General features: G+C 38.5%; 15 protein-coding genes. 2 read left to right on the forward strand and 13 right to left on the reverse strand.

Annotation, left to right across the window (positions count from 1 at the left end; translation table 11 throughout):
* Positions 1-100: 100 nt before the first annotated feature.
* From D0T08_RS02290 to cobA, 10 genes are all read right to left on the reverse strand, one after another.
* Positions 101-1,003 (reverse strand): histone deacetylase, encoded by a 903-nt coding sequence (locus D0T08_RS02290; RefSeq protein WP_116980945.1) that lies wholly within the window; start codon positions 1,001-1,003, stop codon positions 101-103.
* A gap of 5 nt (positions 1,004-1,008) precedes the next feature.
* Entirely contained in the window at positions 1,009-1,419 is a 411-nt protein-coding gene (locus D0T08_RS02295) for a DoxX family protein (protein WP_116980946.1), read from the reverse strand.
* An 11-nt stretch (positions 1,420-1,430) separates the two neighbouring features.
* Positions 1,431-1,667, reverse strand: coding sequence for a DUF3139 domain-containing protein (locus D0T08_RS02300; RefSeq protein ID WP_116980947.1), 237 nt, complete (start codon positions 1,665-1,667; stop codon positions 1,431-1,433).
* A gap of 116 nt (positions 1,668-1,783) precedes the next feature.
* Positions 1,784-3,061, reverse strand: a complete 1,278-nt coding sequence (locus D0T08_RS02305; RefSeq protein WP_116980948.1) for a TlpA disulfide reductase family protein — start codon at positions 3,059-3,061, stop codon at positions 1,784-1,786.
* A gap of 265 nt (positions 3,062-3,326) precedes the next feature.
* Positions 3,327-4,793, reverse strand: a complete 1,467-nt coding sequence (locus tag D0T08_RS02310) for a rubredoxin (RefSeq protein WP_116980949.1) — start codon at positions 4,791-4,793, stop codon at positions 3,327-3,329.
* 23 nt (positions 4,794-4,816) lie between these two features.
* Positions 4,817-6,217 (reverse strand): PQQ-dependent sugar dehydrogenase, encoded by a 1,401-nt coding sequence (locus D0T08_RS02315; protein WP_147322690.1) that lies wholly within the window; start codon positions 6,215-6,217, stop codon positions 4,817-4,819.
* Positions 6,218-6,306: 89 nt separating this feature from the next.
* Positions 6,307-9,822 carry a nitrate reductase gene (locus D0T08_RS02320; protein ID WP_116980951.1) on the reverse strand — a complete coding sequence of 1,172 codons (3,516 nt, stop codon included), beginning with the start codon at positions 9,820-9,822 and terminating at the stop codon, positions 6,307-6,309.
* 219 nt (positions 9,823-10,041) lie between these two features.
* The gene (locus D0T08_RS02325) at positions 10,042-11,343 is read right to left on the reverse strand and encodes a NarK family nitrate/nitrite MFS transporter (protein WP_116980952.1); all 1,302 of its coding nucleotides are present in this window, start codon (positions 11,341-11,343) and stop codon (positions 10,042-10,044) included.
* 42 nt (positions 11,344-11,385) lie between these two features.
* Positions 11,386-12,921 carry an alginate export family protein gene (locus D0T08_RS02330; RefSeq protein ID WP_116980953.1) on the reverse strand — a complete coding sequence of 512 codons (1,536 nt, stop codon included), beginning with the start codon at positions 12,919-12,921 and terminating at the stop codon, positions 11,386-11,388.
* 736 nt (positions 12,922-13,657) lie between these two features.
* Positions 13,658-14,413, reverse strand: a complete 756-nt coding sequence (cobA, locus tag D0T08_RS02335) for a uroporphyrinogen-III C-methyltransferase (RefSeq protein ID WP_116980954.1) — start codon at positions 14,411-14,413, stop codon at positions 13,658-13,660.
* A gap of 306 nt (positions 14,414-14,719) precedes the next feature.
* On the opposite strand from cobA, the gene D0T08_RS02340 reads away from it, so the two are divergent.
* A complete protein-coding gene (locus tag D0T08_RS02340; RefSeq protein ID WP_116980955.1) occupies positions 14,720-16,147 on the forward strand; it encodes an ATP-binding protein in 1,428 nt (475 codons plus the stop codon).
* A gap of 1 nt (position 16,148) precedes the next feature.
* Entirely contained in the window at positions 16,149-16,805 is a 657-nt protein-coding gene (locus D0T08_RS02345) for a response regulator transcription factor (protein WP_116980956.1), read from the forward strand.
* 3 nt (positions 16,806-16,808) lie between these two features.
* Here the strand turns inward: D0T08_RS02345 and D0T08_RS02350 are convergent, their stop codons facing one another.
* Genes D0T08_RS02350 through D0T08_RS02360 form a run of 3 tightly spaced genes read right to left on the reverse strand, consistent with a single transcriptional unit; the run spans position 16,809 to position 19,817 of the window.
* Positions 16,809-18,203, reverse strand: coding sequence for a hypothetical protein (locus tag D0T08_RS02350; RefSeq protein ID WP_116980957.1), 1,395 nt, complete (start codon positions 18,201-18,203; stop codon positions 16,809-16,811).
* Positions 18,204-18,207: 4 nt separating this feature from the next.
* Positions 18,208-18,789 (reverse strand): RNA polymerase sigma factor, encoded by a 582-nt coding sequence (locus D0T08_RS02355; RefSeq protein WP_116980958.1) that lies wholly within the window; start codon positions 18,787-18,789, stop codon positions 18,208-18,210.
* Between the two features lie 41 nt (positions 18,790-18,830).
* Entirely contained in the window at positions 18,831-19,817 is a 987-nt protein-coding gene (locus D0T08_RS02360; protein WP_116980959.1) for an Ig-like domain-containing protein, read from the reverse strand.
* Positions 19,818-19,860 lie beyond the last annotated feature (43 nt).

Genomic DNA, 19,860 nt, shown 5'->3' on the forward strand with positions numbered 1-19,860 from the left:
TGGCGTCTCCTGTCGTCGGATCTGGTTTTTTAACTATCTTTTAAAATATACTTTCTTGATTAGATAGGCATAAGACGACATTCAAAGCGTTTCTACAAAATTAAAAAAACATCCTATCAGCCAACCGAAAAGTATTACAATGGGCTTCTACAATATCTGCAATACGCGGAGAGTACCCACCACCCATTGAAACTACGATTGGTATTTTGTTTTTAATAACTTGCTCAAACACAAACTTATCCCGTTGCTTGCAGCCCTCCATAGACACTTTCAATTTACCCAATTTATCAGAAGCAAGAATATCTACACCCGAAATGTAGAAAATAAATTGTGGTTTTTCTTCTTCAATTAGCTTAGGTAATGTACGATAAAGTATATTCAGATATTCATCATCCTCGCAATAGGTTGGCAATTCTATATCTAAATCTGACTTTTCTTTTTTTAATGGATAGTTCTCTTTGCCGTGCATAGAAAAAGTGAAAACTCTCGAATCATTTTCAAAAATCAAGGCTGTTCCGTTACCCTGATGCACATCTAAATCAACTACCAGAATCTGTTCAACCAGTTTATTAGCAAGCAGGTAATGTGAGGCTACTGCCACATCATTCAACAAACAAAATCCTTCTCCCTTATCAGCATAGGCATGATGGGTACCACCAGCAATATTCATCGAAATTCCTGATTCGAATGCAAATTGACAACAATCTATCGTACCTTGGGTAATGACTAGTTCACGATTTACGAGCATATCAGAAACAGGGAGGCCAATGCGGCGCTCCATCCTGGCATCAATCTGTAGGTTTAATAAATCTTCAAAATATTGTTTATCGTGTACACCCAGCACCCATTTCGATTCTACTGGCGCAGGTGCAAAAAAGTTATCTTTTGTACAAGTTCCTTCGTACAGTAATTGTTCATGAATTAACTCATATTTGAGCATCGGGAATCGATGACCCTCAGGTAGTGGGTGGGTATAGATAGAATCGTAAGCTATTTTCAGCATAGAAACTATTTATAAAAGCGGGCATCCAATGAATACTTCCCCGGACCGGTGAGGAATATAACAAGAAAACCAATAAAATATAGCAAGGCCTGTTCTTTATCGCCAAGGGGGTCTGCACCATGAACTATAAAAGCAATTACCAACATACAAATAATTAAAACCGCAGATGCCAATCGGGTAAATAAGCCCATAATTAACAATAAAGAACAGAAAAATTCTGCAAAAACAGTCAATCCATGCGAAACTACAGGTGAGACATTCAAAGGATCGGGAAAGTCATGGTCTCCGGCCAAAAAACTTTGGAGTTTATCGTAACCATGCGTAGCTAACAGGCCAGCAAAGCCTAACCTTAGAAGAAAAATCGCTAAACTTACCTGATTTGTTAAAGTTATGGGTTTAAGAAACTTTTTAAGCATTATATAATAGGTTATTTTACTTCTTCAAAATCAACGTACTGCCCACCTTCGTATCCACCTTTTTTGCTGGTTGATTCAGTCGACTTTACTTTGATGTCTCCCTCTTTTCCTCGTTGCTTCTCCACTATGTCGTTATAACGCTTTTGTTCTTTTGCAATTTGTTTGCCTACTAATAAATTGAACAGGAAGTTTCTGAATACCGGAACAAAGATAATCAGTAGGGTGAATATGAGAATGTATTTAAACATGACCTTTATTCCCGGATGGGAAATTTAATAATACAACTAAATAATTGTACAAATGTAATTTGTTTTCACAGATGTAATACAATCAAAACTAAAAATTAATTCCCTGCAGACGGTGCCTAAGAAACCCCAATCAGTTTTAGTAAAGTATCTAACGTAGTTGGGCCACTTGGTCGAACGGCATCAGGCTGAACAATTGTACCATTTTTATCTATTATCATATAACGAGGAATACCGTTAATTTGGTATTTCTTCACTACTTCCGATGCCCAGCCGCCCTCTGAATATCCGTGCTCGCCATTATCCAGTTGTAATCTTTCAACTGCATTTTTCCAGCTAACAGGGTCTTCATCAATAGAAATATATAAGAATACTATATTCTTTTTCTGCTTTTCAGTAAGCGCAGCATGAATTTTCTTGGAAAATGGGAACTCCTGACGACAAGGGCCACACCAGCTAGCCCAGAAATCTACGTAAATTACTTTGCCTTTATACTTAGCAAAATTGAACTGCTTGCCATTCAGATCAGTTAATATAGGATAGTCGCTTGTATTTAATAACTCTTTCTGCGATTGTGTTTTCTCTTCTTTCTTCTTCGCAATCTCTTCTTTCTTGTTTAACGTCTCTTGGCAATGGTTAATCAGCAATTTGCGATAGCTCTCTGATGATACTTGACTAATCCAATATTTAGCACCCGAAGCAGTGATACGTCCACAGTTATCATAGATCACTTTAGACAAGGTAAAATCCAGAACTTTGCCTTTCAGGTATTTCAAGGCATAATTGTTTTTATCTGAAATAGCTTTTACCTGATCGGAATATTTAACAAACTTTTGTTCCTGAGAATTAAAATAAGTAATAAAAAAAGGCAGAAAATTACGATAGCTCTCCGAAATCAGCAGGCTTTCATCCTGAACTTTTTGCGGGTCAAGACTTTCAATCATCACCGATGGTAGTGATACCACACGGGTAAGTTTGGTGTCCAGATTGCTGCGCGTGATAGAATAGGCCAATAATAAATGCCAGTAGTTCCAGCGGATATTGCTCTCAACTAATTTCTGAAAATCGGTAGAAAGTTTGTCTTTTGCAGGATAGTTTTTCAGAAAATCCAATTGATTTTTGCGTTCATCGTATAAACCCATTTCCCAATCATCGACATTGGCCGATAATAACTGTTTGTAGCGAATCTCTTTCTCAAACGATTCAGGAAATTTCTTTCTAAACTCAGCCATAAAAGTCTGGCTTTCAGGTGCTTGCATCAAGCCTTTCAACTGATTAATCAATTCGGTTTCGCCTGATTCCAAAAATATATCCACACTATCGCTTTTTGAGAAGCTGATAGTTTGTGCAGAAGACAGAATGGGGATAAGTACAAATAAAAGTAATTTCTTTAGCATAGCTCCAGCATGTTAGATTGTGAAGTCCTTATCACTCAAAATTCAATGAAGTTGTTTAGGATTTTCGTTACTTTTTAAAAATAGAGGTGTTTTGAGCGAGCCAAATCAAATAATAAAAGGATAGCATCGCTATCGTTGAAATTATTTGATGCAGGCGTAGCCAAAACAACACATTTTTAAATGAAAGGAACAATCCTAAACAACTTCAATAACAAATTAACGAAAATCTATGCCAAAGATTGAGAAAAAATAAAAAAATGTCGTTCTATACCAGATTTACGTCTACCTCCAATACCTTAAAATCTTTCTTATCAGTTTCACAGGTCGGACAAGTATAAGAATCAGGCAGGTTTTCAAATGGCACACCAGCCGGAATATTATTCAATAAATCGCCGAAATCTTTGTCATAAATAGTGAAACAACATGGGCATTGATGCACTGTTTTAGTAGCAGGCGCTTGTAGCTCATTGGATTTATGGTCATCTTTCAGACCTGCTGCTTTCACCTGATTGTCTGCTATCAGTTTATTGTATTTTAATACGCATCTTCTCAATTGCTCATCTACATTAAAACGCCACACTCCCTTGGTAAAATACTTCTTTGTACGTCCATTGGGGTTAAAATCTTCAGTATAAGATATATCATAGACCGAATATAAGGGAATTAGATTGAAGAGTTTCACACTCCTTTTCATCAACATAATAGAAGCATATACCTCTGTGCGTGGGCGGGTTTTAATACCAAAACATAAGCCAAAAGTTCTTAAATCAATATCATCAAAACCGCGTACCAAAGCCGATTTTAATTGCAGAGCCTCATCAGAATCATCTTCAATCTGCCAATTCAGCTCATTAGCTGCATGGCGGACATTGATATTAAATTCTGACAATACATTACTCCATTTCCATCTGTCAACTTCTTGTATACCTTTAATAATTAAAGATTTGAACGGAGTGAGACATATCTCCCCTATTTTGGTTTCCTGACATAACCTACAGATTTTTATCAGGAATTCCACTGAAAACGATTCGTTCCGGCGATAAATACCCAACCAGGTTTTTTTTCCATAGCGGTTAAATCCCTCATAATAAGGCAAAGTAAAACGAGCAGGCACTAATTCGGCTTCGATAGGTGCTGAAATGGCAATCGGGAGATTCTCCAGTAAAGTCTCTATTTCTTTGCCTTCCGTTTTTTCATTCGTAAGGAATTGCTCTTCTAAATATTGTGAAATTTTGGCAATTTCGTTTGAAAAAACCAATCTTTTGAAACTAACTAAAGAATTGCTTTTCGGGATTCTGACATATAGATACCAGAAATTAGGTGTAGGAGAAGCTATAAAGTTGAGATGACCTGAGAAAAAAGGGCTGAAGCTTTGGTCGGCATCAGAAATATTAATCTTCAGTTTTGACCGATGCTCAAAAGTATCCAGAATATCCTTATAGATACCCTCAGTCAGCCAATTACCTTTCTGAAATACCTCTTCTGCTACATAAGAGCTCACAATATTAGGGTACTCATTATTATCTACCTGAAAATCAACTTCTAAGGCTTTCATAGCTTTGCCAAATTGTTTACCAAAACTATGGGGCACATAAAGCAACATCTGCTGACGCAGGCCAAAACGTACACTCTCCACCTGTGCCTGTGCAGCAGCGGTCAATATATCTTTCATTTCGGCAGGCGATGCAATACCGCCCTTGAAATTAATTCGTATTAAATAATAATCACGCATAAAATCCTATATTGAGAGGTAAATTACTTCTTGATTTTTGACCCTTTCCCTGAAAACGTAACTTTCCAGATATTCCCCAGAAGGTCGGTAATATAAATGTCATTCTTCACTTTTTCTGCATCACTCAATCGCTGAAAACCTTTTACGAGTCTGATTACACTTACCTGATAGTTTTGTGGAGTATTATCATATTTTAGCTTTAACTGGCACAAATCACCTCCTGTATCCTCTTTGGGTAAATAACCGCCCTCCCCATCTGGTGCATAAGCCAGCATAAACCCCGAACCTCTGTATGCCTTCGATAAAGTACTATCTGCATCGAAAACCAATCCAACAGGAGCACGATGCCCTGTAAAAGTACTTATCTCATGTGCTTGATACATCTTGCCCGTAGCCGTATCTCTTAGCCAATTGGCATGAGGACCAATGTTTTTGATGGGTTCAGTAAAAGTTACATTATCTGGCCTTTTCGGGTAATCAGGATCATTGAAAAAGATATTTCTTTTTAAGGCCTCTACCGGAATCAGTTTATCTTCATTGGCTTTATAAGGCGTGTATTGCATGGGTGTATCATTTCCCCCTATACGCCACGGAAACCCATAATGATGATTCTGCCTCAGCCAGTTCAATTCTTCGGGGTCGTCCCTATCTCCTGAGTTTTCAATGCCAAATAAACGTTTCTCCGAATTTAAAGCCATATCAAATTCATTTCTTACGCCTTTGGCAAAAACAAATCCGCTTGCATCCAGTTTGGCTTCATCGTTAGGCAGATAAATCTTATCTGCATTAATTGGTATTCTGAAAATCCGGGCTGTTAATGGCATTTCTCTTAATCCCTTATATTCACCAGAATTTTTCACCTCACCATGATCTGTCCTTGAGCCACTTGCTACATACAATGAATCTTTATCGGCCGATAAACAAACGCCTGAAAAAGCATGGTCGAAAAGTGTTCCTGATGAAGGATAAACTTCTGTTGTCAGCATGGTTGTCCATTTACGACTCCCATCAGGTAAAATAGTACATTTTTCAACTACTCCATAACCATTGGAATTTGTAATATTATTATGATTACCCACCAGAAAAAATGTATTTTCATAAAAAGCCATTCCCTGCAAGTAATTGATATGGTGCTCTTCCGGAGATAAAAAAGGTATCTCATCCTGTGCTACTCCTTTAACTATCCGAATCTTAAAGACCCATCCGTCTATATTACATGTGTAAAAAGTATTAGTGGCACCATCATGTACAATCCGAACCGGTAAATGCTTTAGTTTTTTGAAAAGGCGTATTTTAATGTCAGGCTTTAGCGAAACAGGTCTGGACAAATTAACAGTCTGCTTTCTGGTTTTTATATTTTTTTTCTCCTGAGCCAACAAAAACATTGGCATCACCAGAGTCATCAAAAACAAAAGCTTTTTCATTTAATTAAAGGTGGATGATTAGACAATCATAAATACCTTGTTTATCAGGCATTTGTTTAGAATCGCATTCACCTTTAAGCTTTTTTTAATCATTCTGCCATTGCCATACTTTTTGCCAATACATTTTCTAAAATCGATTTTACTTCCGGCCTACAAGAACCACATCCCATTCCTGCACCTGTTTGCTGGCATAGTTGAGCTAAATCTCCGCAACCTCTTGCAATAGTATTTTCGAGGTTGCCTTTGCCGACATTATTACAAGAACATACCAGTTTACCAATTACCGGCTCAGCAGGTTTGCCTGAGCGAAGCAATGCCAATCGTTTCTCTGATAGTTCAATACCATTGATAATCAAATCTTTGAACTCTAAAAACTCTGACTTATCACCTATGAGAATTGCCCCAACCAGTCGGTCGTTATGTACAATACACTTTTTATAATAATGCTTGGCTTTATCGATAAAAATAATTTCTTCATAATCGGTGCTTCCGGCAGGTATTTCTATCATACCCAACGAACAAAGATTAATACCCTGCATTTTAAGAATATTCATCGATAGGCTGCCAGTATAATAAGTAGCCAGGTCTCCTGCCAGGAATTTTGCTACAATGCCCGCTTGTTGTTCAGCAGCTGCCGTAATCCCCCACATTTGTTTCTGCCATTCGGCAATTTCTCCACAAGCAAAAATATCAGGGTCAGAGGTTTGCAGATAGTCGTTTACTACTACCCCCCTGTTACAGGCCAGGCCTGCTTCCTTCACCAACTCAATATTCGGAATAGTACCAGCCGCCACAATCATGGCATCACAGTTGAGTCTTACCCCCGATTTCAATCTTATTCCTGTAATTTTTTCGCTGCCATATACCTGTTCAACCTCATCGTTATAATAGACATCAATGCCTAAGGCTATGATTTCTTCATGAAGAATATCGCTTCCTATCGGGTCTAATTGTCTGTCCATAAATCGGCCAATTCTCTGGATAACCGTAACGTTTACATCAATTTCTCTTAAAGATGCCGCCATTTCTAAACCCAATAACCCACCGCCCACTATTATAGCATGGCTTTTAGCTTGCACATAGGGCATCAGCGCATCTGCATCAAGCCTGCTTCTCATATTAAATACCCCTCCTATTCTTGGGAAATTCTTAGGCATAAAAGCACGGCTGCCCGTACCTAAAAACAGTTTATCGTAGTGGTGCTCATTTCCATTGCTATCAACCACAACCTTGTTTTTACGGTCGATGTGTTCAATGCCTATTCCTTTATGAACCTTGATATTGTTTTCTGCAAACTGGTCTTCTCTTAATTTTACCAACTGCTCCCAGGTTTGTGTACCACTGATATAATCTGGTAGCATTACACGGTTGTAAAACGGATAGAGTTCTTTTGAAAAAACTTCAATTTCATCAACCTGATTCAAGCCACGGTAAGTAGAAATAAAACCTAATCCGGCAGAACCTGCCCCTATTACAATAATTTTCTCTTTAGGTTTCTGATATTTTACTACCTCAACGGCCGCATATTTAAAATCAGGTTCTTTTGATTTTGGGTCTACCAGATTGTTTGTCAGATTATTGGCTCTGCCAAAATCGCTACCCAATATTCGTCCCCAGTGCATCGGTAAAAAACAATTGCCCTCTTTTACTTCATCAGTGAGTTTGGCTTTTACTTTTACACTTCCCCGCTTGCCTAGTATTTCTACCACCGTATCATTCTCAATCCCTCTTTTTGCAGCATCATTCGGATGAATCTCCAAAAATGGGGATGGAATATGTTGTTTCAATTTATTCACCCGCCCTGTTTTGGTCATGGTATGCCACTGGTCTCTGATTCTGCCTGTCAACAAAATCAAAGGAAAATCTTCATTGGTTTGCTCTGATTCGTTTTCATCCGGCACTGCATGAATCTTTGCTCTTTGGTTGGCTGTATAAAACTCATGATTTTCAAATAATCGAGCTGTACCTTTAGCTTGCCCATTCTTAGCCGGATATGGCCATTGCACGGTATTTTGTTTTAATAAGTCGTAGTTGACACCTGTTACATCAATATTGGTTCCTTGCGTGGTACGGGTATATTCTTCATATATCTCACCAAAGTTTTTGTAGTTAAACTTGTCTCCCCAACCCATTTTTTTGGCAAAGCGGCAGATAATTTCGGCGTCGGGTAAAGTTTCACCAGGTGCTTCGCTTATTTTATGCAGATAAGATATTCTGCGCTCTGCATTGGTCATAGTACCCTCTTTTTCTGTCCAGGCAGCAGCGGGTAAAACCACGTCTGCAAAACCGATAGTATCTGCTCTGTTTGAAATATCCTGTACCACTACAAACTTTGCATTTTTCAAGGCCAGCTCTGCCATTTTCGCATCAGGTAAACTCACCATTGGGTTTGTACAGGCTATCCAGATAGCTTTCAATTTACCGCTTTCTAAGCCTTTGAACATTTCGGTTGCGGTTAATCCCATCTTATCTGAGATTTTAGTACCACCCCAGAAGTTTTCCATTTCCGCCCTATGATCTGGGTTCAGAATATCACGGTGCGATGCCAGCATATTGGCTAATCCACCTACTTCTCTGCCACCCATGGCATTAGGTTGCCCTGTTAATGAGAACGGACCGTTACCTGGCTTACCAATCTTACCTGTAATTAAGCTCAGGTTTATTAAAGACAGGTTTTTATTTACGCCTATTACCGATTGGTTCAAGCCCATTGTCCACATAGACAGAAAACCTTTCGCTTTCGCAATCCAGTAGGCGGTCTTTTGTATATCCTTTACCGAAACACCACATATCAATGCAGATTCTTCTAATGTACGTTCAAAAACTTTCATTCTGAACTCGTCGAAACCATCTGTGTGATTGACTATAAATTCATCATCTATTCCCCCATTCTCAATTAAAACCCTTGCAATAGCATGGTTAAGCGTCACATCTGTACCCGGATTAATCTGTAAATGCAGGTCTGATGAAGTAGCCGTTTGTGTACGACGTGGGTCAACCGTGATAATCTTTAAATCCGGATTAGCTGCTCTGTGCGTTTCAATCCTACGCCATAATATCGGATGACACCAGGCCGGATTTGCCCCTTCAACCAGAATACAATCTGATAATTCAATATCATCATAACAAACCGGAACAGCATCTTCACCCAATGATAGTTTATAAGCCACCACAGCCGACGACATGCACAGGCGGGAATTGGTATCTATATTATTAGATCCAATAAAGCCTTTCATTAATTTATTCCATAAATAATACTCCTCTGTCAGGCATTGCCCTGAAACATAAAACCCTACCGAATCGGGTCCATATTTGGCAATAAAAGTCTTGAAAATAGCCGCTGTACGATCCAAAGCAGCATCCCAGCTTACTTGCTGCATAGGCATGCTTCTATTCATACGCATCTGAGGATACAACAGGCGGTCAGACTTATCATTGGCTGTATAATGCAGATTCATGCCTTTTGAGCAAAGCATACCTCTGTTAACCGGGTGGTCTTTATCGCCCTCTACATGAATCTTGCCATTGCCATTATCTGTTACCACAATCCCGCAACCTACGCCGCAATAACAGCAAGTGGTTTTATATTTCTTTAAGGTTTGCATGACTAGAGAGGAATTAATAAATGTTTTCTCCGTTAATTTCTATTGCGAGCGAATATTTCTATAGTAAATGGCTTTCGTAGAGACGCAATACTTGCGTCTCAAGGGGCATATCCTGTCCAATTTGCTCTTATTGAGAAAGTAATATTCCCAGTAGAAAGATTTCTGGTTTTCATAGCCCAGAAGACGCAAGCATTGCGTCTCTACGTGAACACAAAAACGTTAAACCAAATCCTCCACCAACTCGGCTTTCCCTACTTTTTCCTTCTTTCCGAATTTTGTAACAGCAATCAATAAAGCCGCTCCAACAGCTGCTATACCAATATATCTGAAAGCATCTGCATAAGTAAGGTTTTCTGATTTGAATAAGAAGCCCATCAACATACCACCGATATTTCCGCCTGCGCCTACAATACCTGCTACCATTCCTACATTTTTTGCATTGATGAAAGGCGTAAGCGCATAAGTAGCACCATTAGCCATTTTCAGGAATAGGGCAAACAATACCATAGAAGCAATAGCAAGGGGTAATGTAGCTGAACTGGCAAAAAATACAAGACCAATACCCTCAATAGCAATCAATATAGCCAATAAACGACCCTTTCCGGTCAAACCATTCTTTTTACCGATTTTATCAGCCCAGATTCCCCCTAAAGCACGGGCGAAAATATTCATGAAGCCAAACAGACCAGCTAGTAGTCCTGCTAATTTCTGGTCAACTCCGAAATTATCTACAAAGTGTAGCGCCGCTACGTTATCAAAAGTAATCTCCATACCGAAACAGATTGAATACGAAATAGCCAAAGCCCATACACGCCAGTCTTTTACTACTTCCCAGGTATTTGGTTTTTCTTTTTGAGCTACTTCTCTGCGAATATCTTCATAGTTCCCGGCAGGAGTATCTTGTGTAAATTTGTAGTATAAAAAGGCACAAACTAATAATAAAGTACCCGGTACAATCATCGCTAAACGCCATGCTTCACCTTTGGTGTAGCCCAAACCTACAATACCTGCAAAAATCAAAGGCATCAACATATTGGTGATACCTCCTCCCAGATTTCCCCAACCTCCTGCTACTGCATTGGCGGTACCCTTAATGCTTGGGGCAAACATCATCGAAGTATGATATTGGGTAATCACAAAAGAAGCACCGATAACCCCAATAGCCAGACGGAACAATAAAAAGGTCTCATAGCTATGTGATAAACCTACCAGATAAACCGGAATAGAGCAAAGTACCAATAAGGCCGTATAAGTTTTACGAGGCCCCCAGGTATCGCAAAGGCGACCAATGATTAATCGGGCAATGATGGTGGCAGATACTGCTGCAATCAAAGTATTTCCTACCTGCGCCTTGCTTAATCCTAAATCTTCTCTGATAGTTGGCATCAAAGGCGCCAGACCAAACCAGCCAAAAAAGCACATGAAAAAAGTAAGCCAGGTAACATGGAAAGTACGCATTTGTACGCTTGAAAAATCAAAAATATTTAGTTTTTCTAATGGTTTATTTATAGTCGATTTCATGATATTTCGTTCGTTTAGAGAATGAGAGATTGTTTCAATTGCCTACTTTTTGGCAGAAGCAAAAAATTCAGGACGGATATTGAGCATCAGGTAGCCCCATTGACCCGTCTTGCGGGTTTTATCCATCGAACTTTGTTTCACATATTCAAGGCTATTGCTGCCTTGCATCAGGGCGTAGCCTGCCTCAATGTTTGTAAACTTATTGAGGGTGTAGTTGAGTACTAAATCATATTCTAAACCTAGCATCGGACTAACTTTAGCGCCTGTGGGAGCATCAGATGTTTTATTAGGCGTAGCAGCAGCAAGAGCGAAATAATGAATGTCTAAAGTACTAGTCAGACGCTTATTCACATGCTTAAATTTAAAGAAAGCATCCTGCAATCCACCGGCAGGTGAGCCAGTACCAACATAGAAATAATCCATATAACCCCAATGCTTATGCGGCGTACCATATAATGGATCAAAACGGCGTGTTTCACCAGCTTTTAGCTTAAAGCCATCATTACCGGAAAGCACTTCATAACCCGGCCCAAAGCTGAGTGCTCCACGTTGAATCATGAAATTACCGCCATAATGATAAGCACCTTTAATTGCCAATCCATCACGGTCTTTGCCCGATTGAAGATAACCAAATAGTTGCCATTGTACTTTATGCAATTTGCTCAGGCTATTTGTTCCCGTGAGCATAGCTCCATAAGTTAGGCGGGAATTAACGCCTGTCACATCGTATCGGCGGCCATATATATAGCCACTGGTTGCATTACCGATACTATCTATACGAAATTTCGAAAAATCATCTTTGAAAAACAGAACCGATAATCTGGTTTGTTGGAACTTGCGTGCCAGATAAGCCATCTGAAAAGATTTAAACATCTGATTCTGTCCATTGGTGCTCACAGCATTGAGTAATGCAGGGCTACCACCTTTAGTAGCAGTTGGCAGGAACCCTGTCGGAATTGCCAGGCTTACACCTTTGTTAGATAATGCCGATGCCGGCACGTTTCCGCCAACATAATAAGTACCGTTTGCTCCGAAAGCATCAGAATTCTGATTAAATCCGCCGCCTAAATCCAATGCCCAGCCTTTATGTTGAGCTTTGAGTAAAGCAGCATCAAACCGACGACCTTGTTGCAGCCAATCCAGATTACCCAAAAGACGTACATCGTCATAAACCAATTCCTGACGACCGATTTTTAGAGAAAGATTCTGTAAGGCTTTGAATTTGAAACTGGTGTCGGCTGCATTGGCCAGAACAATTTCTGCCCAGGCTTCATGCACGGCTAATCTGGCACCATCGCTGTTTGAAATAGAGGAGGCATCCTGCCCCCATACCCGGATGTCTTGTACCGACACGCCCAGATTTACTCTATCCCATTTGTAGCCGAAAGTCAGGCGGGTTCGTTGCGATGTGAAAGCAGCAGGTTTAGAACCAATCAAAGCCAGATTACCTAATCCGTCTCTGATTTCGGTACGAGTTCTAAGTTGACCTGTGAGTGAAAATTGTGAATACGAAACCCCGGCAAAGAAAACAAAGAAGAAAAGTGCAAGTGCAAATTTGCGTAATAAATTTTTTTTCATTTGCTTTGATGTTGAATTGTGAATAAATACCTACGTTTTGCGATTCGTTGCCGATTCTGACACCCCCATGTCAGATCGGCTTTTTTGTTGGCCGAAAATCAGAGCCCCCACCCCGATAATCAACCTGATTTGTGCTTTTGTTGCTTTGTTTCCTACGTTTGCTTGTTCATTTAAATTGTTAATTGTTTGAAATGGTTGTGAAATATAATATTTTAATAGCCCCCACTATCCAAATATTATGTAAGTAAAAATACTTATTTATACCATAATTTTCTTTACTTATTCAAATGTAAAAAATAATATTTTATACTCAAAATCATTTTATACATATTTTTGGTATTTTTACCATTTTTAATGAATATTCTTCTAAATCTGAAACTTGTTTTTAGAAAAATACAATTTTTATTTTACAAAATGACCAATTTTTAAACTAAAAAATTGAATTTTCAATATTTTCTTATTTTTCAATACCAATAGATACATATAAGAAAAATACAATTCGACAACAAAAAATGGGTAGATATTCAGATGCAAATTCCGACAAAGAATAAAGAGAAGAAAAGAGTAATTCAGCTAAATATTTGCTGATTACTACTCAAAAATAGCTAAGCATTTTTCCTGACAAATATACGCGACCTATTCTATTAAAATCAATCAATAAAGTATTACGATTGATAAGGTATTTACATTTAAAATTCAAAAGCAATTAAGAAATAATAATCACTCATTCGCTCAATCACTCAATCACTAAATTTTCTACATAAGCCTCTACATATTGTGGATGCAGACTTACCACTTCACCTATGATAATGACAGCCGGATTACTTATGCCCGACTCATTCACTTTAGCCTGAATATCATTTACCTGTCCGTATATAGATTTTTGTTTTTGTGTAGTACCATGTTGAATAATGGCAATAGGTGTATCTTTTTTACCATTTTCACTAAAAATGGCTACAATTTCGTCTAGTTTACTCATACCCATCAATATCACCACAGTAGCTGAAGATTGGGCTGCCAATTTTAAATCATTGGGCAATAAGCCATCGCTGGTATGGCCTGTTACTACCCAGAAACTTCGGGCAATATCACGGTGCGTAATCGGAATCTGATTCACGCCTGCTACTCCTACACTGCTTGATACACCCGGTATTACTTCGGTTTCAATACCAAAGGCACGGGCATATTCCAGTTCTTCATAACCCCTGCCAAACACAAAAGGGTCGCCCCCTTTCAGACGCACTACATGTCCGAACTTAAGAGCATACTCAACAATCATTTCATTGATTTCAAACTGGGCATAAGAATGTTGCCCTTTGCGTTTGCCTACATTCACAACAATGGCGTTGTCAGAAACATATTCCAGTAAAGAATGATTGGCCAAAGCATCGTATAAAACCACATCGGCCTTTTGTAAGGCCTTGATACCTTTGAGTGTAATGAGTTCGGCATCGCCTGGACCCGCCCCCACGAGTGTCAGTTTCGCTTGCATTTTTAGTTATTTATATTTAGTCGTCTAATCAGATGCCTCTTACAAGGCAGATTATCTAATTATTAATAATGAATAAAAGTAGAAGATAATTCTATCAATACAAATAATTTCAGAATAATATTTGTACAAACTCGAATAATTCAAAATTAAAATAAGAAAAATACAAATAAGTAAAAATACTCAATTTTATGAATGGTACTTTTCTGATAAATAATAAAAAACTATCAAGAATCTACAAATGACGATTGGAAAAGGAAATTTTTTAAGTTAATTTTCTATGAAATCTAAGCTAAAGTACCCATAAAAATGCTTACACTCGAACAACAGGTTACCCAACGTCTGACCAGATTATATATTCTTGCCCTGACAGCGGTAGCCATACTTTCGATAGCCGGACAGGTACTCATACAGGAGTCTTTAGAAGATACCCTCAACGATGCGCATGTAGTAAATATAGCCGGAAGGCAACGTATGTTGAGCCAGCGATTATCAAAGATGGCTATCTTGCTAACCAACACGGATAGATTTTCGGAAGAGGCCAGATTTTATCAGAAAGACTTTGGCGAGACATTGGCGCTCTGGAGCAAATGCCACGAAGGGTTTCTGAAAGGGAAACTGGAAGTTGAAAGGGAAGTGGGCGTAAAAAACTCTTCGAAAATTAATCAGATGCTCCATGAGTTGAATCCGGTCTTTCTGAAAATTAAAACACAATTAGAGTTGATTCTGAATCATCAGGCTTCTGATAAGAAAAAAGTTTTAGAGGAAATACTGACAAATGAGCGGCTTTTTCTGAATAAGATGGACCTTATTGTGTTTCAATACGATTTAGAGTCGCACGAACGGGTTAACAGAGTACGTAACATCGAGTTGTTTTTGTTTGTTCTTACTATTTCTATATTACTATTAGAGGGATTATTGATATTTAAACCACTGGCCGCCTATATTAAAGAGGTTATTAGTAAGTTAATAAATTCAGAAGAAGCACTACAACAAAAGAACCAGGAATTGAGTATTTCTAATCAGAAATTGACTGAAATGCAAAGAGATTTGGTGAAGATTACAGAAGAAAAATATGAATTAGTGCGAAAGGAAGACAATGTACGTTCAAGTGCATTAATGGAGGGGCAGGAAGAAGAACGCCGGAGATTATCAAGAGAATTGCATGATGGAATTGGGCAAATGCTTACTGGACTAAGACTCCATAGCGAAAAGCTGAAAAGCCTGCCCTTTGCCAATGATAAGCAAAGAAAGACTTTTGAAGAACATAGCAAACTGATCGAAGAAACGATAGAGGCTACACGAATGGTATCGTTCAACCTGATGCCACCTATTCTGACAGATTTTGGTCTTGGTGCAGCCATTCGCTTATTAACAGAATATACAAGCCAGACCAGTAATATACAGGTAAGCTATGAGAGTAACTACGGACAAACGAGGCTGAATAGTAATCTGGAAGTCAACCTTTACAGAATAGCACAGGAGGCCTTGAATAATATGATAAAACATTCAAAAGCCACCGAAGCGAAAGTAGTTTTAAAGAAAAACAAAGCTGACATAGAATTGAATATCAGCGATAATGGTGTGGGATTTGACGAGAAATATGTAAAAAAAGAAACTATCATCAATAACGGACTACCCAATATGCAAACCCGTGTGCGCTTATTGGGTGGACAAATGGACATACAAGCGAAATCCGCAAAAGGAACCCGGATAACCGTGAAAATCCCGAATTAACATGGCAAATAAAATTAAACTAATGATTGTAGACGACCACGCAGTGGTTCGTAAGGGAATTATTAACCTATTAGAAGATGAGGAAAATATTGAAATTGTCGGTGAAGCCCCTGATGGCGTAGAAGCGCTGGAAGGCATCAAAGAGCTAAAACCCAATATTGTTTTACTCGATTTATCTATGCCCAGAATGACAGGTTTTGAGGTAGCCAAAATTATCTCACAAAAGCATTCAGCAGTACGGTCTATTATTTTTTCAATGCACAACAATCAGGAATATATGGTGCAGGCAGTAGAGAACGGAGCGATGGGATATTTACTGAAAGATACGAGCAAAGAAGAAATACTGAAAGCATTAGATACTGTAGCCAATGGCAATAAGTACTTCCCGCCTACTGTTTCGGCTATGATTATTGATGGGTTATTGAATCAAAAGAAAAGTGGAAGTTCAACTACAAAAAAAGAAACTTCAGCCATTGTCAATGCGCTTTCCAAACAAGAGAAAGTAATACTGAACTATATAGTGGAAGGATTAAATAGTCAGGAAATATCTGAGAAGCTCAAGCTGAGCGTCCGCACCGTTTCAAATCATCGGGCAAATATTTTGCGGAAGACGCAGGTGAAGAATACGGCAGAGTTGGTGCGATTGGCGGTGGAATAAACCCTACCTGAAATTCACACCAACCTTCAAACTATACTTATCCATATGATAAGAAAACGTATGCGTGCTTGATTTCTGGGAATTGATGGCATAGGCATAAGCAGCTTCAATCCACAAAATCTGGCGATTGCTGACTTGCTTGCTAAAACGGTAACCTGTATAGGCATCAAAAACAGGCTTCTCAGTAAAACTGCTACCCGCCTTAAAGCCCAGAATGAAATCCTGCATGGGTCTTACTTTATACATCAGGTCGTTCTGGATTTCGAGCACCTGCCATTTTCTAGATTCAGATTGTAAGCTTTCTACATTTACGTACTCGAACGTATTATTATTCAGGCGAACAGGCATTTGAGTTCTGTTCACTACATTATACCTGAAATTAGACTGTGCTGAAAAATAGCTCAAGCCTACTCTATAACTTACTCTTTTGAATTTTAGTGGATAAACCGCTCCCGCCTGCAAGGCCCAACCTACTCTCCCACCATTATTCGCTCCATTGAATTGATTAATAACTGTATTGGAAAACACCCGATAATAATTCAACGAAGGAGTTATTGAAACATATACCTCACTTGGAACTTTAAAAAAGCTTTCTTCCTGCTCTTTTGGATGATACTCAGCTTCATACGCAATATGCGTATTTAATGGAATTTCATTGGCTGCAATATCACGTTTACTGGATAAATAATCTAACTCCGAAAGCCTCTCACTATCTACTGTTTTAGCAATTGCACTTTGCTGATTACCGTTTTCTTGTTCTACCCTATTTATTGATTGAAATTCTTTTCCTGGATTATCCTCGGTTACAGCAGCTACTACCTGTTTTTCAGATTCTTTTCCTTTTACTGTTTTATTCTTACCAACATCCGAAATTCTTTCTTTTTTCGTAATTAATTGATTCGATTTAGTATCGGAATCAGAGGCAATGAAAATTTTATTCTCCGACTTTCTTTTTACTTTATTATTATTCTCCGCTTTATCTTTTTGATTTTTATTTTCAATTGCTGCTTCTTTATCATTTTTAGCATCTTTGCCTACTATTACGCTGTTTATTGAGCCTTCTTCTCTTAAATTACTTTCATTCGCTTCTGATGCTGCTTTTGTGCCTTTTTTACTAATTATTTCCGGAGACTTACTATCAGGTTTTGACTTATTTTCTTTTAATCCAACTATATCAGTTTTTTGGCGTGTACCAAGTGATTGATAAGCTACATAGCCTATCAGCGAAAACAGCAATAAGGCTGCTACCAGTGTCCATCTTTTGAGTCTGTACATAGGCCTCTGCACTGGCGGAAGATTCGCCTCTATATCAGCCCACAGGTTATCATCAGGCATTTTATCAAAGTCATCGATATGACTCTGAAAAAGTTCTTCTATTTTATCTTTAGGCTTGTTCATTGCTTTATACTTGTGCCATTTTTATCGAATCTGCTGCACTATATCCCTTTTTTTTTAATTTTTCCTGTAAATACTTCTTCGCAAAAAACAATTGCGATTTCGAAGTGCCTTCTGCAATTTGCAATTGTGCAGCAATTTCAGGGTGAGTGTAACCCTCCATCACATACATATTAAATACAATTCTTGCACCGTTGGGGAGTTCTGACAATACTGAGTTTAATACCTCCATCAATTCCTTATTATTCAATTGCATCAGAATGTCGTCATTGTTATCAAATGGCAATAATACATCATCACTTAAATCATCTATATCATCAAACTCTACTTGTTTGCGGTAATGATTGATGGCCGTGTTGACAATTATTCTCCTGACCCATGCCGAAACATCCTTCGCATCCCTTACTTCTTTTATATGTTTGAATACTTTAATTAAGGCTTCCTGAAAAATATCTTCAGCATCTTCACGACTATTAGCATAACGCCAGCAAACGCCAAAAAAACGACTTTTATATCGCTGATAAAAAGTCGCCTGCGCTTTGCGGTCGTTTTTCAAACAACCTCTGAATACCTCCTCGTCAGTAAGCAAATTTAAATATTCTTATACGTTTAAGATAGCTATGTATTGGTTTAAGGCTTAATTGACACCGATACCTTTGCCTGCACAAAATGTGTTTCATCACGATACAAACCATAATTAAAAGTGTCATACCCCGAAAAACTCTTATCTGCCTGATATAAAATACCCGGTTTATCAAAGCTGGTTGTATCAATACTTATCTTGCCATTTTGCGGTTGAGCTACAATTCTGAGTGTTGCATTGCTGTACAAGGAGCAGATGACATCGTTCTGCAAAATATCAATGGCTATCTTTGAACCCAATACGTAATTTGATAGATTCAATACATCCTCTTTAATACCGTCTTTGCAGGCCTTTGGCTCAATAATAGTCAGTTCAACCGGAGCAACCGGATTTTTGGTATTGGGTATCCCTATCCGATAAAGGAAAGTATCTTCTCCTACGAAGTCTTTCTCTGCTGTGTAGACAATCTTCTGGTCCTGCAAACTTACTGTACCATGCTTTGGCGGAATTTCAATTTGTATTGAACTGATAGTAGAACAGGTCTTATCATTGCCTGTAACGTTGAGAGTGGAGGTTGATGAAGCCTCCACCACTATTCTGTCGCCAATGGCCCCAGCAAAACAGGGAAGATCTTGTGCAGAAGGAAAAATATTAAATTGTACTTCTTTATCTATCATACTACCAGATTGGGTTCTGCCTCTCAAGATGAGATTATCTTTATTAGCAGTAGTAGTACTCGTAAACCGATAATACACCAACCCATTGTCGGTAAATTTTGCTTCCCCGTATAATGGATTCTTTGCAATACTAATCTGGCTTGCGTTTTCGAGTCCGTCTAAAGTCGTCGGATTAATCGTTATAGGGTCTTTTGTCGTATAAAAAATATCATTAGGGTTCTCCTCAACCCCCGCACCTGGATTAGTGGCAAGATTTACGTTATCGCAAGCACCCATAAGAAACCCAACCAAACAAATGCTCAGGAGCATCTGGTTAACCAATTTCTGGAATAAGAATATTTTTACCTTTCGAAACATGAAAGCAAAGTCTTTTTTAATGATGACACAAAAGGACAGAATG

Origin of the sequence: Emticicia sp. C21, assembly GCF_003418935.1 — a bacterium.
In the GTDB taxonomy this organism is placed as follows: Bacteria; Bacteroidota; Bacteroidia; order Cytophagales; family Spirosomataceae; genus Emticicia.